The sequence below is a fragment of the Streptomyces sp. NPDC004667 genome, assembly GCF_040609475.1.
Lineage (GTDB): Bacteria > Actinomycetota > Actinomycetes > Streptomycetales > Streptomycetaceae > Streptomyces.
The window spans coordinates 1-18,953 of the sequence record NZ_JBEXKC010000078.1 but is presented as its reverse complement, the minus strand read 5'-3'; the positions used below and the strand labels follow the sequence as shown (position 1 = coordinate 18,953).

12 protein-coding genes are annotated in these 18,953 nt (G+C 71.9%); 4 read left to right on the top strand and 8 right to left on the bottom strand.

Annotated features, from left to right (window positions below):
* Positions 1-252, top strand: coding sequence for an EF-hand domain-containing protein (locus tag ABZW32_RS31480; protein ID WP_356222471.1), 252 nt, complete (start codon positions 1-3; stop codon positions 250-252).
* Between the two features lie 23 nt (positions 253-275).
* Here the strand turns inward: ABZW32_RS31480 and ABZW32_RS31475 are convergent, their stop codons facing one another.
* Positions 276-3,299, bottom strand: a complete 3,024-nt coding sequence (locus tag ABZW32_RS31475; RefSeq protein WP_356222468.1) for a CHAT domain-containing protein — start codon at positions 3,297-3,299, stop codon at positions 276-278.
* 493 nt (positions 3,300-3,792) lie between these two features.
* On the opposite strand from ABZW32_RS31475, the gene ABZW32_RS31470 reads away from it, so the two are divergent.
* A complete protein-coding gene (locus ABZW32_RS31470; RefSeq protein ID WP_356222465.1) occupies positions 3,793-5,295 on the top strand; it encodes a CATRA conflict system CASPASE/TPR repeat-associated protein in 1,503 nt (500 codons plus the stop codon).
* A gap of 112 nt (positions 5,296-5,407) precedes the next feature.
* On the opposite strand, the gene pyk is transcribed toward ABZW32_RS31470, so the two are convergent.
* Positions 5,408-6,835: a pyruvate kinase gene (gene pyk / locus ABZW32_RS31465; RefSeq protein WP_356222463.1), complete on the bottom strand. Its 1,428-nt coding sequence runs from the start codon at positions 6,833-6,835 to the stop codon at positions 5,408-5,410.
* 157 nt (positions 6,836-6,992) lie between these two features.
* Complete coding sequence (locus ABZW32_RS31460; RefSeq protein ID WP_280914711.1) at positions 6,993-7,697, bottom strand: SIMPL domain-containing protein; 705 nt, start codon at positions 7,695-7,697, stop codon at positions 6,993-6,995.
* 128 nt (positions 7,698-7,825) lie between these two features.
* Between ABZW32_RS31460 and ABZW32_RS31455 the strand changes: the two genes are divergently transcribed.
* Entirely contained in the window at positions 7,826-9,646 is a 1,821-nt protein-coding gene (locus tag ABZW32_RS31455) for a 5'-nucleotidase C-terminal domain-containing protein (RefSeq protein WP_356222460.1), read from the top strand.
* Positions 9,647-9,708: 62 nt separating this feature from the next.
* Here ABZW32_RS31455 and ABZW32_RS31450 read toward each other — a convergent pair whose 3' ends face one another.
* Both ABZW32_RS31450 and ABZW32_RS31445 read right to left on the bottom strand, forming a co-directional pair.
* Positions 9,709-11,118: a SidA/IucD/PvdA family monooxygenase gene (locus tag ABZW32_RS31450; protein WP_356222457.1), complete on the bottom strand. Its 1,410-nt coding sequence runs from the start codon at positions 11,116-11,118 to the stop codon at positions 9,709-9,711.
* Entirely contained in the window at positions 11,115-12,506 is a 1,392-nt protein-coding gene (locus ABZW32_RS31445; RefSeq protein ID WP_356222454.1) for an aminotransferase class V-fold PLP-dependent enzyme, read from the bottom strand. The genes ABZW32_RS31450 and ABZW32_RS31445 overlap by 4 nt, the downstream gene beginning before the upstream one ends.
* A gap of 316 nt (positions 12,507-12,822) precedes the next feature.
* On the opposite strand from ABZW32_RS31445, the gene ABZW32_RS31440 reads away from it, so the two are divergent.
* A complete protein-coding gene (locus ABZW32_RS31440; protein WP_356222451.1) occupies positions 12,823-14,685 on the top strand; it encodes a hypothetical protein in 1,863 nt (620 codons plus the stop codon).
* Here the strand turns inward: ABZW32_RS31440 and pepN are convergent, their stop codons facing one another.
* From pepN to ABZW32_RS31425, 3 genes are all read right to left on the bottom strand, one after another.
* The gene (gene pepN / locus ABZW32_RS31435) at positions 14,686-17,196 is read right to left on the bottom strand and encodes an aminopeptidase N (RefSeq protein WP_356222448.1); all 2,511 of its coding nucleotides are present in this window, start codon (positions 17,194-17,196) and stop codon (positions 14,686-14,688) included.
* Positions 17,197-17,283: 87 nt separating this feature from the next.
* A complete protein-coding gene (locus tag ABZW32_RS31430; RefSeq protein WP_356222445.1) occupies positions 17,284-17,607 on the bottom strand; it encodes a chorismate mutase in 324 nt (107 codons plus the stop codon).
* A 65-nt stretch (positions 17,608-17,672) separates the two neighbouring features.
* A complete protein-coding gene (locus tag ABZW32_RS31425; protein ID WP_356222442.1) occupies positions 17,673-18,827 on the bottom strand; it encodes a histidine kinase in 1,155 nt (384 codons plus the stop codon).
* Between the last annotated feature and the right edge of the window lie 126 nt (positions 18,828-18,953).

Below are 18,953 nucleotides of genomic sequence, written 5' to 3'. Positions count from 1 at the left end.
ATGAGCGAAAAGGCACGGGTGCTGTTCGATGCGCTGGATCTCAACCACGACGGGCAGCTCACGCGGGCCGAGGTGATCTCGGCGTTGCGGAGCAAGGGGCCGACGTTGGCGGCTCGGGGGGAGTTGCCGTTCTGGGCGGTCGGGGACGCGGACGCGTCGTCGGCGTTGTTCGACGCGGCCGATGCGAACGGGGACGAGGTGCTGACCTTCGAGGAGTTCGCGGCGGTGGTGGACCGCCGCTTCGGCTGGTGATGCCCGTGGGTCGGTCCGGGCCGTCAGACGCCGAGGTGGAGGAAGGGGGCCCAGGCCAGGGGGCCCAGGTCCGCGCCCGAGTCCGCTTGGGCGGCGCGTAGTTCGAGGACGGCGCGGTGGAGGGCGAGCGCGGGGGAAGCGCCGTCGGCGATCTCCGCGTAGACGGTCCGGGCGACGGAGTCGGTGGCCTCCCCGTACACCTGCCACAGGGTCCCGATGACGTGCGGGAACCCGGCGAGCTGGAAGGCGGAGGCCATGTTGAGGGCTTCGTCGGCGAACCGGTCACCGGACAGTGCGGTTTCGCAGGCGGCGAGGAACGCCAGCCGGGCCGCGCCGAGGTCGGTGCGTGCCACGGAGACGAACGGGAGCCAGTCGCCGCCGGCGAGTTGCAGGGCGCTGGTCACCGGGTTGGAGGCGTCGCAGGTGCCGTGGCAGGCGAAGTGGACCACGGCTCGTCCGGGGAGTGCCGCGAGTACCGCGTCGGTCACGGCCTGTGTCTCGGGGAGGTGTAGTGCCTGTGGCGTGTCGAACAGGGGTGCCGGGATGGATACCGGTCCCATCTGGCCTGCGGTGCCGGGTGCCACGAGGAGGGCGGGTCCGGTCGGTTCGGTGGGGCGGGTCAGGTCCCGGGCGAGTGCGCGCAGGGTCGCCGAGTAGGAGGAGACGACCCGGTCGATGACGGTGTCGGGTGTCGTGCCCGTGTGCGGGGTGGGGTCGTGGTGTCCGGCGGCGTGTAGCGGGAGCAGGCAGAGCGGGCCGGAGGGGACCCACCGTACGCGGTCGGGCTTCAGTGGGGCGAGGTGTTCGAGGACGGGTGCGGCGAGGTCGTCCCAGAGTCGGCGGGTGATCTCGTCGAGTGTGTCGAGTGAGTCCTCGTCGCCGGCGGCGGTGGCCGCCTGGAGGCGGGCGGCGTAGGTCTCGGTGGCGTCGGGTGTCAGGCGGGGCAGGGGGAGGGCTTCTACGCCTGCTGAGGTGAGGATGAGTGCGTCGGCGCGCAGTGTGGTGATGTTGAGGGCGACGACGGCGCTGGCGCCGAGGTGGGACGAGAGGGCTTTGATGTCCACGTCGGCGGGTGCGAGTCGGGGTCCGTGGGCGGTGAGGATCCGGCCTGCTGCGCGCCGGTGTTCGCGGGCGTCCGTGTATGCCCCGGTGGGTTCGGTGGGTTGTGCGTGGGGCGGTCGGGGGGATGGTGGTGGGTCCAGTGGCCGGGGTGTGAGGGTGACCTGTTCGGCTTCGGCTGCCTGGTCGGCGCGGAAGGAGGACCAGATGGCTTCGCGGTACAGGCGCAGGTCCTTTTCGGGGAGGCCTGTGGCGCGTGAGGCGAGGCCCCAGGCGGGGGCGAGCAGCAGGCTTCGTCCTCGGTCGAGGATGGTCAGGGCGTCTTCGGGGCGTCCGGCCTCCAGGTGTGCGGCGCAGGCTTGGCCGGCCAGGCCGTGGAATTGTTCGACGTGGTCGGCTCGGCTGTGCCAGCCGAGGAGTGTGGGTTCGGTCATGGCTTCCAGCAGTTCCACGGCGAGGGTGAGCAGGGTGGTGGCCGTGTTGCTGTGGCCGTGGCGGTGGGCCAGGAGGCCGCCCGCTTCGGCCGCGGTGCCGCGGATCAGGAGCGAGCCTGTGGCGTGCCGGGCGGCGAGGGTGTAGGCGTCCAGCGCGGTGTCGAGATCGGCCTGGTGTGAGGCACGCCGTGATACTTCCTCGAACAGCTGGCCGCGGATCAGGTGGATGTTGGCGATGGCCGGATGGTCGTCGGGCAGTTCGCGCAGGGCGTGGGCGATGCTCTCGACTGCGTCGGCGAGCGCTGTCGGTGGCGGGCTCACGGCCCTGGTGAACGGGTGGAAGGCCTGCTGGTAGGCCAGTACGCGGACGACGCAGAGGTTCAGGAGGGGGACTGCGGAGGCTGTCCCGTTGGACTCGGCCACCGCGGCTTCGGCCCAGCGGATCGCCTCGCGCAGGTCGTCGGTGCGCAGCAGGTCGTGCTGGTAGCGGAGTTGGTGTACGCGGGCGAGGCTTCCGAGGTATTGCGGGCGTTCGGGGGCGGTGGTGGGGAGTAGTCGTACGGCTTCCTGGAGGTCTGCGGTGGCTCGGTCGAGGTGTGCTGCGGCTTCCTCGCGTGAGCCTTGGGTGTGTGCGTCGACGCTGAGGTGGCGGCGTACGGCCACGCTGCCGCGGGTCATCAGGTATGTCGGTCGTGCGGTGTTTCCTTCGGGTACCAGGGTCAGGGCGTGGCTGATCTGTTGTTCTGCTTCGGTTAGGTCCTCGCGGTCCCGGTGGGCGTCGAAGCGCTGGCAGAGTGCGTTGCAGAGGTGCAGGTAGGGGGCTCCGGGTGCGAGGACGTCGAGGGTGTCGTCGGGGTCGAGTCGTTCTGCGGCGGCGACGGCCTTGCGGGCGTCCGCGACGAGGGTGTCGATGGTGTCGCGCTCGCCGGGGTCCAGTCCTCGTAGTTGGGCGGCGAGGCTCGCGGCGTTCGCGGCCTGGGCGGCCATCGCCGTGTGTTCCGGGGTTCCTTCGGGTGTCAGGGCCAGGGCTTGGTGCAGGCGCCGTGTGGCGCCGGCGGCGAGTGCGGCGTCGTTCGTGCTCCGGGCGAGGGCGGTCTCGGCGATGCCGAGGTGGAATTGGAACATGACGCGGTCGGTGTCCGCTCCCTCTGGGAGGGTGTCCAGCGCGTGGGTGATCATCGCCTGCATGTCGCGGAGGTGGGAGAGGTTTCCTGTTTGTTCGTGGCGGGCCAGCAGTACGCCGGCGAGTGCGTCGACTGCGGTTGATCGCAGGGGTGCCGGGGTGGCGGTTCCTTCGACGACCTGGCGGAGTCGTTGTTCGGCTTTGGCGAGGGTGTCTGCGTTGGCGTGGCCGCGTTGGCTGCCGATGAGGCAGACGTGTCCGTAGAGCCATTGGGCTTCGGCGAGCTGTGACGGGATGCCGCTGAAGCGGGTGGCTCCCTCGGCGGTGAAGGCGGCGAGGCGTGCTCGGCGGAATGTCCTGGGGTTGCCGTCGCGCACGTAGAGGGTGAAGAGGGTCCGGGCGCGGTCCAGTAGTGCGTCCACCTGTGTCATGGGGCCCCCGCCGGTGTGTCGCTGGTCGGGCGCGCCGGGTGTGCGCGCCGGAGCTGGGCGGGGTTGCCCGGTTGGTGTTCGGGTAGGCATCCCCGCGTCGCGTGGGTGAACGTATCCGTGAGTCTGCGCGGGCATGCCGAATCTACGTTCAGCACACGCTTGTTGGAGGATGAGTGGCCATATCCACCGGGCAGTGGGAGCGGGTCTCGCAGCTGCTGGTCACGATCAGGACCAAGTGGAATCTGGACGACGGTGCCTCGGTTCGCCTGTTGGAGGCGTTGCGGGAGCTGGAGGGTGCCTGGTGGGCCGGGGATGCAGTGGCTCTTGCCAAGGCGCATCGCCGGGCTGCTCTGGCTGGTCCTCGCCTTGCGAGGGGTGAGATGCCTGCCGAGTCGGAGTCCGTGGGCAAGGAGGAGGTGTTGGTCGTGCTGGCCCGGCTGGAGGAGGCGTTGGCCAGTCCTCCTCCTGCGCCGCCGAGTCCGCCGGGGGCGCCGTGAGTGGTTCCGGTCCGTTTCCGGTGGTGCTGCGGCAGGCGTTCGTGGGGCGGCTGTTCCTGACCGATGCGGCCTTGGTGGCGGGTACGGCGGCCGGGGTCGTGTTGAGGAGGTGGTGGGAGGCGGCCCGGTCGTTGGGGATGGTGGATGCGGTGGGTGCTTGGCCGGATCGGCTTCCTGCGCTGGGTCGGGGTGGTTTCGGCGGGGTGGAGTCGCGGCCGCGGGTGTTGGCGGCGGTGCAGCGGTCGGCGGGTGGTGCGTACGAGATGCTCGTGGTGAGTGCTGTCCATGACATGGTCGTGGTCTCGGTGTTGCTGGCGCCCAATGACGACCGTCACGACTGGGCGGGGCTCGCCGGGCGGTGGTGGGGCGCGGTGGGACGGCCGGGGGCGGCGGTGCCGGGGCTGTTGGGCAGTGCCGAGCAGTTGCTCGGGGAGCTGCCGGCGGCGGTGGCGGCGCTCGCTCCGCAGGTGCTCGTGGGTCGGCTGGGTTCTGCGGTTCCGGGCCCGGGGCCGGAGGGGGCGGCGGTTGCCGTGGGTGGGGTGCGGGTGTGGGAGCTGGCGGTCCCCTCCGGTTGGGGTGCCGGGCACCGGCGGCTGTTGGCGGTGTCGGCCGAGGAGGATGCGGACGAGCTGAGCAGGTGGTCGTGGCAGGGTACGCAGGCGGGGGCGCCCCCGGCGACGGTGTACCTGGTGGTGGCTGCGCGGATCCGGTACCAGTGTGCGGAGTTGCGGGCCGAGGGGTCGGCGTTGTGGGAGCTCGCGGAGCGGGTGGGTCGGGCGGCGGAGGAGGTGGCGGCGGCGGCCGGCGGTGTGGCGGGGGTGGGTGCTCCGGGGGCGCGGCTGCTGGGTCTGGAGGGTGCGCTGGGTGCGCTGGAGGTGGTGCGCGAGGAGGCGGCGGCTGCGACTCGGCGTCTGCGTCGGCGTGAGCTGGATCTTTCGGGGGCCGAGGAGACGTTGCACCTGTTGGGTGAGGAGAGTTCCGGGCTGGTGGGGCCGGAGTTGAGGCTGGTGCGGTGGGCGCGGGCGCAGATCGGGACGGTGGGTGAGTCGTTGGCGCTGGCGGACCGGCGGGCCGAGGAGGTGGCGCGGCGGGGGTCTGCGGCGGCGGATCGGCTGGTGCGGGCGCGGCGTGACCGGTTGACGCTCAGTCAGACTTCGGTCCTGGGTTCGTTGCTGTTGGCGCTCGCTGCGATCCAGAGTCTGGGTTACCGGGTTCCGGTGCCGAAGCCGGTGCAGCCGGGTCTGGTCGCCTTTCTGGCGTCGTTGGCTCTGGTCCTGCCGTGGCTCGCCCTGCCGCGTCAGGAGGCTGTGTTGTTGCGGTCGTTCGGGCGGGGCTTCGACCTGTTGCTCTTCGCGGTGTCGGGGGCGTGTGCGGGTTGGTTGGTGGCGTCGGCGGCGGCGTGGTGGTTGGACCGGTCCCTTCCCACCCTTGTGATCGCGGGGGGCTTCGCCGTGGTGGCGGTGGGCGTCCGTGTGACGGCCTTTCGCCGCCGCACCTGACCCGGCGGCCGGGCCGGGGCTCGGTCCGGGGTCGGGGTGGTGGGCGGCGGGGGTCGTCGGTGTCGGATCGTGCCGGGCGGTGCGGACCCGGCAGGATCCGAGACGAGGGGGCCTAGCGGACGGCGTCGCCGATGTGGTGGATGCGGACGAGGTTGGTCTTGCCGCTGACGCCGGGCGGGGAGCCGGCGGTGATGACGACGATGTCGCCGGGGACGCAGCGTCCGATGCGCAGGAGTTCTTCCTCGACCTGGGCGACCATGGCGTCGGTGGAGTCGACGTGGGGGCCGAGGAAGGTTTCGACGCCCCAGGTGAGGTTGAGCTGGGAGCGGGTGGCGGGGTCGGGGGTGAAGGCGAGGAGGGGGATGGGTGAGCGGTAGCGGGAGAGCCGGCGGACGGTGTCTCCGCTCTGGGTGAAGGCGACGAGGAATTTGGCGCCGAGGAAGTCGCCCATTTCGGCTGCGGCGCGGGCGACGGCTCCGCCTTGGGTGCGGGGCTTGTTGGTGTCGGTGAGGGGCGGGAGGCCCTTGGCGAGGATGTCCTCTTCGGCGGCTTCGACGATGCGGGCCATGGTGCGGACCGTTTCGACGGGGTGTTTGCCGACGCTGGTTTCGCCGGAGAGCATGACGGCGTCGGTGCCGTCGATGACGGCGTTGGCGACGTCGGAGGCTTCGGCGCGGGTGGGGCGGGAGTTTTCGATCATCGAGTCGAGCATCTGGGTGGCGACGATGACCGGCTTGGCGTTGCGCTTGGCGAGTTTGACGGCGCGCTTTTGGACGATGGGGACCTGTTCGAGGGGCATTTCGACGCCGAGGTCGCCGCGGGCGACCATGATGCCGTCGAAGGCGGCGACGATGTCGTCGATGTTGTCGACGGCCTGGGGCTTTTCGATCTTGGCGATGACGGGGAGGCGGCGGTCTTCCTCGTCCATGATGGCGTGGACGTCTTCGATGTCGTGGCCGCTGCGGACGAAGGAGAGGGCGATGACGTCGACGCCGGTGCGCAGGGCCCAGCGGAGGTCTTCGATGTCCTTGTCGGAGAGGGCGGGGACGGAGACGGCGACGCCGGGGAGGTTGAGTCCCTTGTGGTCGGAGACCATGCCGCCTTCGATGACGCGGGTGTGGACGCGGGGGCCGTCGACGGTGGTGACTTCGAGGGTGACGCGGCCGTCGTCGACGAGGATGCGTTCGCCGGGGGTGACGTCGTTCGCGAGGCCGGGGTAGGTGGTGCCGCAGGTGTGGCGGTCGCCTTCGTGGTGTTCGACGGTGATGGTGAATTCGTCACCGCGTTCAAGGAGTACGGGTCCTTCGCGGAAGCGGCCGAGTCGGATCTTCGGGCCTTGAAGGTCGGCGAGGATGCCGACGCTGCGGCCGGTCTCGTCGGAGGCCTTGCGTACGCGCTGGTAGCGCTCCTCGTGTTCGGCGTAGGTGCCGTGGCTGAGGTTGAGGCGGGCGATGTCCATTCCGGCTTCGACCAGGGCTTTGATCTGGTCGTATGAGTCGGTGGCGGGGCCCAGGGTACATACGATTTTCGCTCGGCGCATGGGTCGAGCGTATGCCCCTACCAGACAGTAGGAAATTGGTTCCGGGTGTCTACTCAACAACCTTTGGGCAAAAGGTTGTTGACAAATGTTGAATGTGCGCGGGGGTGCTCCGATGAGCACCCCCGACGGGGCACCGGTTCGGCGTTTCGTACGGGTTTCAGAGTTGCGGCGGGGTCATCGTGAAGCGGGCGTTCACCTGGGCGTAGACGGTCTGCCGCTGGGGTTCGAGGTCGAGGGGCGGGGCTCCGCCGTCCTCGGTGCCGCCGAAGGACATGGCGCGCATCATGCCGCCGGGGGCGGCCATGGCGACGGGGGCGGCGTTCTCCGCTCCGAGGTCGGCGAGCTCCACGAGGGCGGCGAGGTCCGCGCCGAGGGCCCGGGCGTATTCGCGGGCGCGCTGGACGGCTTCGAGGACGGCTTGCCGGCGGGCTTCGCCGTGGGCGGGCGAGGTGGGGCGCAGGGCCCACCAGGGGCCGTCGACCTGGGTGAGTTCCTGGTCGGCGAGGCGGGTGGTGAGTTCGCCGAGGGTGGTGAAGTCGTTCAGTTCGGCGGTGATGTGGACGCGGCCGTGGTAGGCGCGGATGCGTTCGCCACGGCCGTGTCGGGTGAGTTCGGGGGTGATGGAGAAGGCGCCGGTCTCGATCTTCTCGACGGGTTCGCCGTAGCTCTTGAGGAGTTCGAGGACGGTGTTGTTGCGGCGGGTGAGGTCGTCGAGGGCGGTGCGGCGGTCGGTGCCGCGGGCGCTGACGGTGATGCCGATGCGGGCGATTTCGGGGTCGACTTCGAGCCTGGCTTCGCCGCGGACGGCGACGCGGGGGGTGTCGGGGGTTCCGTAGGGCTGGTGCGTGGCGTCCTGGGTCATGGATTCACTGTCGCACTGTCATTCGTGGGGGTGTGGTCATCGGATCGAAACCTGCCGGGGGTGTTGCTGGTTGTTACCGGTGGGTCATGATCTACGCGCGTTGTTCACGCCTCACAAGGGGAGATGGCATGGCGTTCGACCGCAGGAAGTTCATGGGGGCTTCGGCCGCGACCGGTGCGGCCGTCGCGTTGGCGGGGGCCACGAGCACCCCGGCCTCCGCGCAGGAGGGGCAGCAGGCGCAGGGGGCGCAGCAGGCGTCGAAGGGGCCGCGGACGTACGCGTTCACGGTGATGGGGACGACGGACCTGCACGGGAACGTCTTCAACTGGGATTACTTCACGGACAAGGAGTTCGACGACAAGGCGCACAACGACGTGGGCCTGGCGAAGATCTCGACGCTGGTGAACCAGGTGCGGTCCGAGAAGGGCCGCTGCAACACGCTGATGATCGACGCGGGTGACACGATCCAGGGGACGCAGCTGTCGTACTACTACGCGAAGGTGGATCCGATCACCGCGCGTCGTGGTCCGGTGCATCCGATGGCGCAGGCGATGAACGCGATCGGGTACGACGCGGCGGCGCTGGGGAACCACGAGTTCAATTACGGGATCCCGGTGCTGCGGAAGTTCGAGGAGCAGTGTGACTTCCCGCTGCTGGGGGCGAACGCGCTGGACGCGAAGACGTTGCGGCCGGCGTTCGCGCCGTACAGCATGCACCGGTTGCGGACGCCGCACGGGCGGGACGTGAAGGTGGCGGTGCTGGGTCTGACGAATCCGGGGATCGCGATCTGGGACAAGGCGAACGTGGCGGGGAAGATGACGTTCCCGGGGCTGGAGGAGCAGGCGGCGAAGTACGTGCCGAAGCTGCGTTCGATGGGTGCGGACGTGGTGATCGTGTCGGCGCATTCGGGTTCGAGCGGTACGTCCTCGTACGGGGACCAGCTGCCGTACATCGAGAACGCGGCCGGTCTGGTGGCGGAGCAGGTGCCGGGGATCGACGCGATCCTGGTGGGTCACGCGCACACGGAGATCCCGGAGTACCGGGTGAAGAACAAGGCGACCGGCAAGGACGTGGTGCTGTCGGAGCCGTTGAAGTGGGGACAGCGGCTGACGCTGTTCGACTTCGAGCTGGTGTGGGAGAAGGGCCGCTGGTCGGTGGCGAAGGTGTCGGCGAAGGTGCTGAACTCGAACACGGCGGTCGAGGATCCGAAGATCGTGCGGCTGCTGTCGGACGAGCACCGCAAGGTGGTGGCGTACGTGAACCAGGTGATCGGTACGTCGACGCAGGCGATGTCCTCGGCCGAGGGTCCGGTGAAGGACGTGCCGATCATCGATCTGATCAACCACGTGCAGGCGGAGACGGTGAAGGGGGCGCTGGCCGGTACGGAGTGGGCGGCGCTGCCGGTGCTGTCGCAGGCGTCGTGCTTCTCGCGGACGGCGGCGGTCCCGGCCGGCCAGGTGACGATCAAGGATGCGGCGGGGCTGTACCCGTTCGAGAACACGCTGGAGGCGCGGCTGCTGACGGGTGCGCAGCTGAAGGACTATCTGGAGTATTCGGCGCGGTACTACGTGCAGACCGCTCCGGGTGGGGTGGTGGACCCGGCGAAGATCACGAACTCGGAGAGCGTGCCGGACTACAACTACGACGCGGTGTACGGGCTGACGTACGACATCGACATCGCGCAGCCGGTGGGGTCGCGGATCGTGGGGCTGTCGTTCCAGGGGAAGCCGGTGGATCCGGCGGCGCGGTTCGTGTTCGCGGTGAACAACTACCGGGCGTCGGGTGGCGGGAACTTCCCGCACGTGCCGAAGGCCCAGCAGTTGTGGGCGAACTCGGAGGAGATCCGTAACACGATCATCCAGTGGGTGAAGGCGAAGGGGACGGTGGATCCGTCGGCGTTCGCGTCGGTGGACTGGCGGCTGACGCGGGCCGGTGTGCCGGTCTTCTAGGGGCCGGTGTCGGTGACGGGGGTCGGGGTCCGTGGTGGCGGACTCCGGCCCCCCGTCCGTTGTTACGGGTGTTCGACGAGCGGGAGGAGTTCGCCGGCGGGGTGGGGGCGGGTGTGTTCGCGCTGTTCGAGGCCGAAGGTGGTGAAGGCGGTGCGGTGGGGCTGGGGGTAGGGCTCCTTGTCGGTGAGGGTGTTGAGGATGGCGGCGCTGCGCCAGGCGGCGAGGCCGAGGTCGGGGGCGCCGACGCCGTGGGTGTGGCGTTCGCCGTTCTGGACGAAGACGCTGCCGGTGACGGAGGGGTCGAGGACCATCCGGTAGCGGTCGTCGATGCGGGGGCGGCCGGAGGCGTCCGTGCGGAGGTAGGGGTCGAGTCCGGCGAGGAGGCTGGTGAGGGGGCGTTCGCGGTAGCCGGTGGCGAGGACGACGGCGTCGGTGGTGAGGCGGGAGCGGGTGCCCTGCTGGGTGTGCTCGATGTGGAGCTCGACCTTGGTGGTGGCGACGCGGCCGGCGGTGCGGACGCTGACTCCGGGGGTGAGGACGGCGTCGGGCCAGCCGCCGTGGAGGGTGCGGCGGTAGAGCTCTTCGTGGATGGCGGCGATGGTGGCGGCGTCGATGCCCTTGTGGAGTTGCCATTGGGCGGGGACGAGCCGGTCGCGGACGGGTTCGGGGAGGGCGTGGAAGTAGCGGGTGTAGTCGGGGGTGAAGTGTTCGAGGCCGAGCTTCGAGTACTCCATGGGGGCGAAGGAGGGGGTGCGGGCGAGCCACGTGAGGCGTTCGCGGCCGTGGGGGCGGGCGCGGAGGAGGTCGAGGAAGACTTCGGCGCCCGATTGGCCCGAGCCGATGACGGTGACGTGGTCGGCCCCGAGGATCCGCTGCCGGTTGTCGAGGTAGTCGGCGGAGTGGATGACGGGGACGGTGGGGGCGTCGGCGAGGGGACGCAGGGGTTCGGGGACGTAGGGGGCGGTGCCGATGCCGAGGGCGAGGTTGCGGGTGTAGGTGCGGCCGAGGGCTTCGGCTTCTCCGTCGGTGTCGAGTTGGGTGTAGTCGACTTCGAAGAGGTCGCGTTCGGGGTTCCAGCGGACGGCGTCGACCTGGTGGCCGAAGTGGAGTCCGGGGAGGCGGCCGGCGACCCAGCGGCAGTAGGCGTCGTATTCGGCGCGTTGGATGTGGAACTGCTCGGCGAAGTAGAAGGGGAAGAGCCGTTCCTTGTGCTTGAGGTAGTTGAGGAAGGTCCAGGGGCTGGTGGGGTCGGCGAGGGTGACGAGGTCGGCGAGGAAGGGGACTTGGAGGGTGGCGCCGTCGATGAGGAGGCCGGGGTGCCAGCGGAAGTCGCGGCGCTGGTCGTAGAAGGCGGTGGCGAGGGTGCCGATGCCTTGTTGGGGGAGGCCGTGGGCGAGGGCGGCGAGGGAGAGGTTGAAGGGGCCGATGCCGATTCCGACGAGGTCATGGGGGGTATCGAGCTGGGCGGTCATCGGTGGGTTCTGCCTTCCAGGAGGGCGACGAGGGTGTCCAGGTCCCTGGCCGTGGTGTGGGGGTTGAGGAGGGTGGCCTTGAGCCAGAGGCGGCCGTCGGCGGTGGCGCGGCCGAGGACGGCGGTGCCGTCCTGGAGGAGGGTGCGGCGCAGGGTGGCGAGCCGGTCGTCGTCCGTGGGGGTGGGTCGGAAGAGGACCGTGGTGAGGGTGGGGCGTGCGTGGAGTTCGAAGCCGGGGTGGGCGTCGAGGAGGTCGGCGAGCCGGTGGGCTGCCGCGCGGGTGAGGTCGATGAGGTGGGCGAGGCCGTCGCGGCCGAGTGAGCGCAGGGTGACGGCGATCTTGAAGGCGTCGGGGCGGCGGGTGGTGCGCAGGGAGCGGCCGAGGAGGTCGGGGAGGCCGGCGTCGGTGTCGTCGGTGGCGTTGAGGTAGTCGGCCTGGTGGGCGAGGGGGGCCAGGTCGGTGGTGTCGCGGACGGCGAGGAGTCCGGCGGCGACGGGTTGCCAGCCGAGTTTGTGCAGGTCGAGGGTGAGGGTGCGGGCGCGGGTGAGTCCGTCGAGGAGGTGGCGGTGGCGGGGGCTGAGGGCGAGGGTGCCGCCGTAGGCGGCGTCGATGTGGAGGTCGGCGCCGTGGCGGTCGCAGAGGTCGGCGAGGGGGGTGAGGGGGTCGATGAGTCCGGCGTCGGTGGTGCCGGCGGTGGCGGTGACGAGGACGGGGCCGGGGGTGTGGGCGAGGGCTTCGGCGAGGGTGGCGGGGTCGAGGGTGCCGTGGGGGGTGGGGAGGGCGCGGGCGGGGGGCAGGCCGAGGAGCCAGGCGGCGCGGGGGATGGAGTGGTGGGCGTTGGCTCCGTGCAGGACGGTCAGGTGGGGGCCGTGGCGTTCGCGGGCGAGGAGGAGGGCGAGTTGGTTGGCTTCGGTGCCGCCGGTGGTGAGGAGGGCGTCGGCGCGGGGGGTGCCGTAGAGCTCGGTGGCCAGGGTGCGGGTGAGGTGGGCCTCGATGGCGGAGGCGGCGGGGGCCTGGTCCCAGGAGTCGAGGGAGGGGTTGAGGACGCTCGCGGCGAGGTCGGCGACGGCGGCGACGGCGAGCGGGGGGCAGTGCAGGTGGGCGGCGCACAGGGGGTCGGCGGGGTCGGCGGCGCCGGCGGTGAGGGTGTGGACGAGGGTGCGCAGTGCTTCGTCGTCGCCGGTGCCGTGGGCGGGGAGTACGTCGCCCAGTGCGGCGGCGACGCGGGCGGCGACGGCTTCGGGGCCGCCGGCGGGGAGGGGTCCGCCGCGTTCCTCCGTGCCGGTGGCCAGGGCGGTGAGGGCGGTGTCGAGGAGGGGTCGCAGCGCGTCGGCGCCGTGGCGGCCGCCCGCGAGTGGAGGCGTCGGCGCGGGCGTGGGCACGGTCATGGGGCCTCCGGGGGCTGGGCGGGGCGTGGCGCTGCGTGGCCGAGGCTGGGCGGGACACCCGGCCGGTACAACGATCAGACCCGAATGGGGTAACCGCCGGGGTGTGTCGGGGGGTCGATTTCCGGCCGCCGTCCCTCGTCCGGGGGGCGGGGCCTGCGGCCGCGGTGCTCGGGGGGCGCGGCCGGTGGGGGCCAGGCCGGGGGCCGGGCGGGGTGGGGGTAGGGGTGGGGAAGTCTTGGGTTGCGCGGCTCTGGGATGCGGGGCGTGGCGGGATTACATTGCCCACGGCCCACAAGTGCGCGGCTGGAGGCGGTCGATGGCGGGTTCCGGGGTGTTCGCGAGGGTGGGCGGCGCGGTGGGTGCCAAGACGGTGGGGGTGGTGGCCGCGGGGGTGCTGGTCGTGTCGGCGGCGGCCGGGGCGGGGGTGTGGTGGGTGTCGCGGGGGCCGGACGCGGTGGCGGTGGTCGAGCGGAGCACGTCCGTGGCGGTGCCGGCGGGCGGGGAGCGGTTGACGGTCGCGGGGTGTCTGGCGCACGAGACGGCGATCGGCGGGGGGTACGCGATCGCGGGGCCGGGCTTCGCGACGAACAGTCACTTCATCGGCGGGGCGTGGCTGGCGTCGGCGTTCAATCCGGGGTCGGCGCAGGCCACGTTGACCTCGTACGCGTTGTGCGTGAACGCGAAGGCGGAGCTTGAGCCGGGGCTGGACTTCACGTGGCGGGCGCACGCGTTCCGGGACCGTGGCAACAAGGTGCCGAATTCCCGTTTCGACGGGAACATCCACGATCTGACGACGGACGGGCCGTTGGCGGGGGTGGCGGGGAACGCGGTGGCCACGCCGTCGTGCGGCGGCGGTTACACGATGGTGGGGGCGGAGTTCCGGGCGGGGCGGATCCTGGGCGACCGTACGGTGGCGCCGGTGCCGCTGGACCGGCTGATGCCGGGGGCGGGTACGGGTACCGCCGCGTTCTGGGAGGTGTCGGTGAATCCGGGGACGGAGCTGAGCAGTCGCTCGTTCCCGATGTCGGACTCGACGGACGTGGTGCGCAGGACGCGGATCGTGGATCCGCAGCCGCCGCAGGCCAATTTCGCGGTCGGGGTGCGGCCGGTGTGCGTGAAGGTGAACGACTGGTCGGTGGCGAACGTGGAGGTGCCGGTTTCGGCGGGTGGCGCCGCGGAGGCGGTGGTGCGCTGCCCGAAGGGGCGGCTGGTGGTGGGCGGGGGCTTCCGGTTCCCGGCGGGCAACGAGTCGGGGGCGCTGGAGGCTCCGCAGCGGTTCTTCGGGGACGGCTGGCTGTACGCGTCGGCGGACGCTCCGGTGGCGGCGGGCGTGCCGTCGGGCCGGACGGTGAAGGACTGGCACGTCACGGGGGTCAACCAGCAGCGGGCGGGGGCCCTGTACCGGGATTCGGTGTGGATCGAGCACAGTGACCGGGAGACGTTGACGGGCAACGGGTACTTCGACGCGCGGGCGCACGGTGCGGACGACCAGGAGTTGCGGACGTCGGCGATGCCGGCGGGGCAGCCGCTGGTGGCGGGCGTGGTGTGCGGGTCGATCCCGGGGGCGCCGACCTCGCCGGCGAAGGGGGCGTCGGCTCCGGTGGTCGTACGGCCGGAGCTGCCGTCGGCGGCGGTGGTGCCGCCCGGGCCGACGGCGGTCACGGTCTCGCCGGGGGCGTCCCCGGGGGTCTCCCCCGGGGTGTCCCCGAGCGCGTCCGCGAGTACGGGCACCCCGTCGGCTCCGGGCCGCTCCCCCGTGCCGTCCGCGTCCTCCCGTACGTCCGGCGCCCCGAACGGGCCGGGCGGTTCCTCCGGCACGGGCGTCCCGGGGACGCCGGGCCGTACCTCCTCCGGTCCCCCGGCGCAGCCGCAGCCGCCGGTGGTGTCGATCCAGCGGCCGGGTGCGGGCGGGCAGTTGCGGCGCGGCTGTGAGGAGGTGTTCGCGGGGACGGCGCGGACGCGGCCGGGGGACCGGCCGCTGAGCGATCCGCAGTACACGGACTGGCGGCTGACGGGGCCGGACGGGCCGGTGGTGCTGGGGGCGGGCCCGTCGGGCACGTTCCTGGTGCCGTTGCTGCCCGACGGGACGTATCCGCTGACGTTCACCGCCACCGATCCGGACAGTGGCCTGACGGCCACGGCCCGGGTGTCGGTGCGGGTGGTGGGCTGTCTGCGCTGATCAGGCTCCGCGCACCCGCAGGGCGCGGGCGAGGTCGTCGAGCCGGTCGACGAGCTGGCGGCGCAGCAGGGGCAGGATGGCGGGGTCTTCCAGGCAGGTGCGGCCGGCCTGGAGGTTGGCCTGGTCGACGGCGTGGGCGGGGAAGGCCCAGCGGCCGGCGGCCTGGCCGATGGCGGGTCCGCGGCGGCCGGCGAGGGCGACGGCGTCGGGGTAGAAGCGGGGGACGTACTCGCGTACGAGGTCGGCCTGTTCGGGCTGCCAGAAGCCCTGGGCGGTGGCGGTGAAGAGGTAGTTGGACAGGGTGTCGTCGTGGAAGAGGCGCTGCCAGGCGGCGGCCTTGGCTTCGGGGGTGGGCAGGGCGGCGCGGCAGCGGGCGGCGCCTTCCTGTCCGGTGGCGCTGGGGTCGGCGGCGAGGGCGGCGTCGACGGCGGCTTCGTCGACGGCTCCGAGGACGGCGAGGCGGGCGAGGATGCTCCAGCGCAGTTCGGGGTCGAGGGCGGGGCCGCCGGCGATGGTGCCGTCGGCGAGCCAGGCGGCGATGGTGTCGGGCTGGGTGGCGCAGGAGATGAGGGCGCGTACGGCGGCGAGGCGCAGGCCGGGGTCGCTGCCGTCCTCGGTGCGGCGCAGGAGGGCGCGGGCGATGGAGCCGAGGGTGGCGAGGGCGGCGCCGCGCCGGTCGGGGTCGGTGTACTGGTCGGCGACGTGGGTGCGGGCGAAGGTGAGGACGCCCTGGACGACGGCGAGGTCGGTTTCCTCGGGGAGGTGGGCCTCGGCGGTGGCGAGGTAGGCCTCGGGTTCGAGTTCGCCGTCGCGGACCATGTCGCGCAGGGCGTTCCAGACGACGGTGCGGGTGAGGGGGTCGGGGATGCGGGAGAGGCCGCGCAGGGCGGTTTCGAGGGAGGTGCCGTCGAGGCGGACCTTGGCGAAGGTGAGGTCGCCGTCGTTGAGGACGAGCAGGGCGGGGCGGGGGCCGCTGACGGAGAGGACCTCGTCGGAGGGGACGTCGAGGTCGAGGAGTTCGGCGCGTTCCAGGAGGCCGTCGGGGGCGAGGGTGTAGGTGCCGGCGGTGATGCGGTGGGGGCGGCTGCCGTGGCGGTCGACGGTGAGGGTCCAGCCCGCGGGTCCCTCGCCGGTGCCGGCGTCCTGGATGTGGGGGGTGAGGGTGTCGACGCCGGTGGTGCGCAGCCAGATCTCGGCCCAGGCGTGGACGTCGCGGTCGGTATGGGCGGCGAGGGAGTCCACGAAGTCGGCGAGGGAGGCGTTGGCGAACTTGTGGCGGGCGAAGTGGGTGTTGATGCCGGCGAGGAAGTCCTTCTCGCCGAGCCAGGCGACGAGCTGGCGCAGGGCGGAGGCGCCCTTGGCGTAGGAGATGCCGTCGAAGTTGAGGAGGGCGGAGGCGGTGTCGGGGACGTCGTCGGGGCCGGGGGCGACGGGGTGGGTGGAGGGGCGCTGGTCGGCGTCGTAGCCCCAGGCCTTGCGGGTGACGCCGAATTCGGTCCAGGTGTCGGTGAAGCGGGTGGCTTCGGTGAGGGTCTGGTAGCCCATGTATTCGGCGAAGGACTCGTTGAGCCAGATGTCGTCGAACCAGGCGAGGGTGACGAGGTCGCCGAACCACATGTGGGCCATCTCGTGGGCGATGACCATGGCGCGGGTCTGGCGTTCGGTGTCGGTGACGGCGGAGCGGAAGACGAATTCGTCGCGGAAGGTGACGAGGCCGGGGTTCTCCATGGCGCCCGCGTTGAACTCGGGGACGAAGGCCTGGTCGTAGGAGTCGAAGGGGTAGGGCTCGGTGAACTTCTCGTGGTAGCGGTCGAAGCAGGCGGTGGTGACGGAGAGGATCTCGTCGGCGTCGGCGTCGAGGAAGGGCGCGAGGGAGCGGCGGCAGTGGAGGCCGAAGGGGAGGCCTGCGTGTTCGGTGGTGATGCTGTGCCAGGGGCCGGCGGCGACGGCGGCGAGGTAGGTGGAGATGACGGGGGTGGGGGCGGAGGTCCAGGTACCGGCGCCGTCGCGGTCGCCGGTGCGGGTGGTGATGCCGTTGGCGAGGACGCTCCAGTGGGCGGGGGCGGTGACGGTGAACTCGAAGACGGCCTTGAGGTCGGGCTGGTCGAAGGCGGCGAAGACGCGCTGGACGTCGTCCATGAACATCTGGGAGTAGACGTACGTCTCCCCGTCCGCGGGGTCGGTGAAGCGGTGCAGGCCCTCGCCGGTGTGGGAGTAGCGCATGCGGGTGTCGACGCGCAGCTCGTGGGGGCCTTCGGTGAGGCCGGTGAGCGGGAGGCGGCCGTCGTCGAGGGTGGCCGGGTCGAGGGGGTGGCCGTCGAGCGTGGCGGAGCGCAGTTCGTCGGGCTTCAGTTCCACGAAGGTGTCACCACTGGTGCGGGCGGTGAACCTGATGAGGGTGGTGGAGTCGAAGTTCTCTTCGCCGGTGGTGAGGTCGAGGGTGACGGCGTAGTGGTGGACGTCGAGGAGCTGGGCTCGGAGCTGCGCTTCGTTGCGCGTCAGTGCGGACATGGGGCCCATGCTGCCTGACGGTCGTGGCGCGGCCCAGGGGGCGGGCGGTGCCCCTGGCGCCCGGGGCGCCGGGGGCGGGGGCTCCGCTTACTGGTCCTCGCCGGCGGCGATCGTCTCGTGGTGGCGGATGACCTCGGCGATGATGAAGTTGAGGAGCTTCTCGGCGAAGGCCGGGTCGAGTTTGGCGTTCTCGGCGAGCTGGCGCAGGCGGGCGATCTGGCTGGCCTCGCGGCCCGGGTCGGCCGGGGGCAGCTGGTGCTTGGCCTTGAGGTGGCCGACCTGCTGGGTGCACTTGAAGCGCTCGGCGAGCATGTGGACCACGGCCGCGTCGATGTTGTCGATGCTGTCGCGCAGTCGGGACAGTTCGGCGCTGACGTTCTCGTCGACCTCGTCGATGTCGCTGTTGTTCATGGTTCCCGAGAATACGTGGCGTCGGCGGCCGGTACCGCGTCCAGTCGGTCCGTGAGACGAGGGCCTCACAGCGGCAGGACGGCGGTGACGAGCCAGCCGCCTTCGGGGGCGGGACCGGCGGTGAGGGAGCCGCCGAGGGCTTCGGCGCGTTCGGCCATCCCGGCGAGGCCGTAGCCGCCGCCGCGGGCCTCGTCGGAGAGCCGGGCGGGGCGGCCGCCGTCGTCGGCGACGCGTACTTCGAGGCCGGTGGGGACGGTGCGCAGGCCGATGCGGACGGCGGTGGCGGTGGCGGCGTGCTTGGAGACGTTGGTGAGGGCTTCGAGGACGATGCGGTGGGCGGTGGCGGCGACGTGGTCGGGGAGGCGGTCGTCGAGGCCCTCCTCGATGGAGAGGACGACGGGCGGGCCGGTGGTGGAGAATCGTTCGGCGAGCCGGCGCAGGTCGGCGAGGCCGGCGACGGGGGTGGTGCCGGCGGGGGCGGCGGCGGCGTCTTCGCGGCGCAGGATCGTGACGAGGCGGCGCATGGAGCCGAGTGCCTCGTCGCCGGCGGTTTCGATGCGGCCGAAGATCTCGGCGGCGCGTTCGGCGGTGACCTTGGTGAAGCGGGCGGCGCGGGCCTCGACGACGATGCCGGTGACGTGGTGGGCGACGAGGTCGTGGAGCTCGCGGGCGAGCTCCAGGCGTTCGGCGGTGCGTACGGCGCGCAGCTCGCGTACGCGCTGGACGGCCTGGAGGCGCAGCAGGAGGGAGTAGGCGCCGACGACGACGGCGAGGACGGAGAAGAGCAGGGTGAAGCGGCCGGGGTCGGTGTCGCGGACGGGTACGGCCATGCAGCCGAGGCCGAGGAGGGGACCGAGGACGGCGGCGGTGCGGGCGGGGGCGCGGAGCAGGACCTGGGACAGGAGGACGAGCAGGGCGATGGCCTCGCCGGCGCCCCAGACCACGTCGGGCGGGTTGCCGAAGATCAGGAGGAGGGTGGCGGTCCAGGTGGTGGCGGCGGCGAACCAGGCGCGGGCGAGGAGGGGGAGGCCGGGCCAGGGGGCGGCGCTGAGGCAGACGAGGATGCCGGAGATCCAGACGGTGACGTGCGGGAAGGCGGGCTGTCGGTCGAGGACGAGGCCCTCGACGACGACGAGGCCGAGGAGGAGCACGGGGAGCAGGATCCGGATCCGGTCGGCGGCACGGGGGTGCCGCCGCGACCACGCCGCGAGCGGACTCACGGGGCGCCGCCGTTCGCCGGGGGTGGGGCCGTACGGGCCGCTGGGCGCGGGGCGGTACGGGTGCCGAGCACCACGCACAGGGCGACGAGCAGCCACATCGGCGCCCGGTCCCCCGGGTAGACGAGG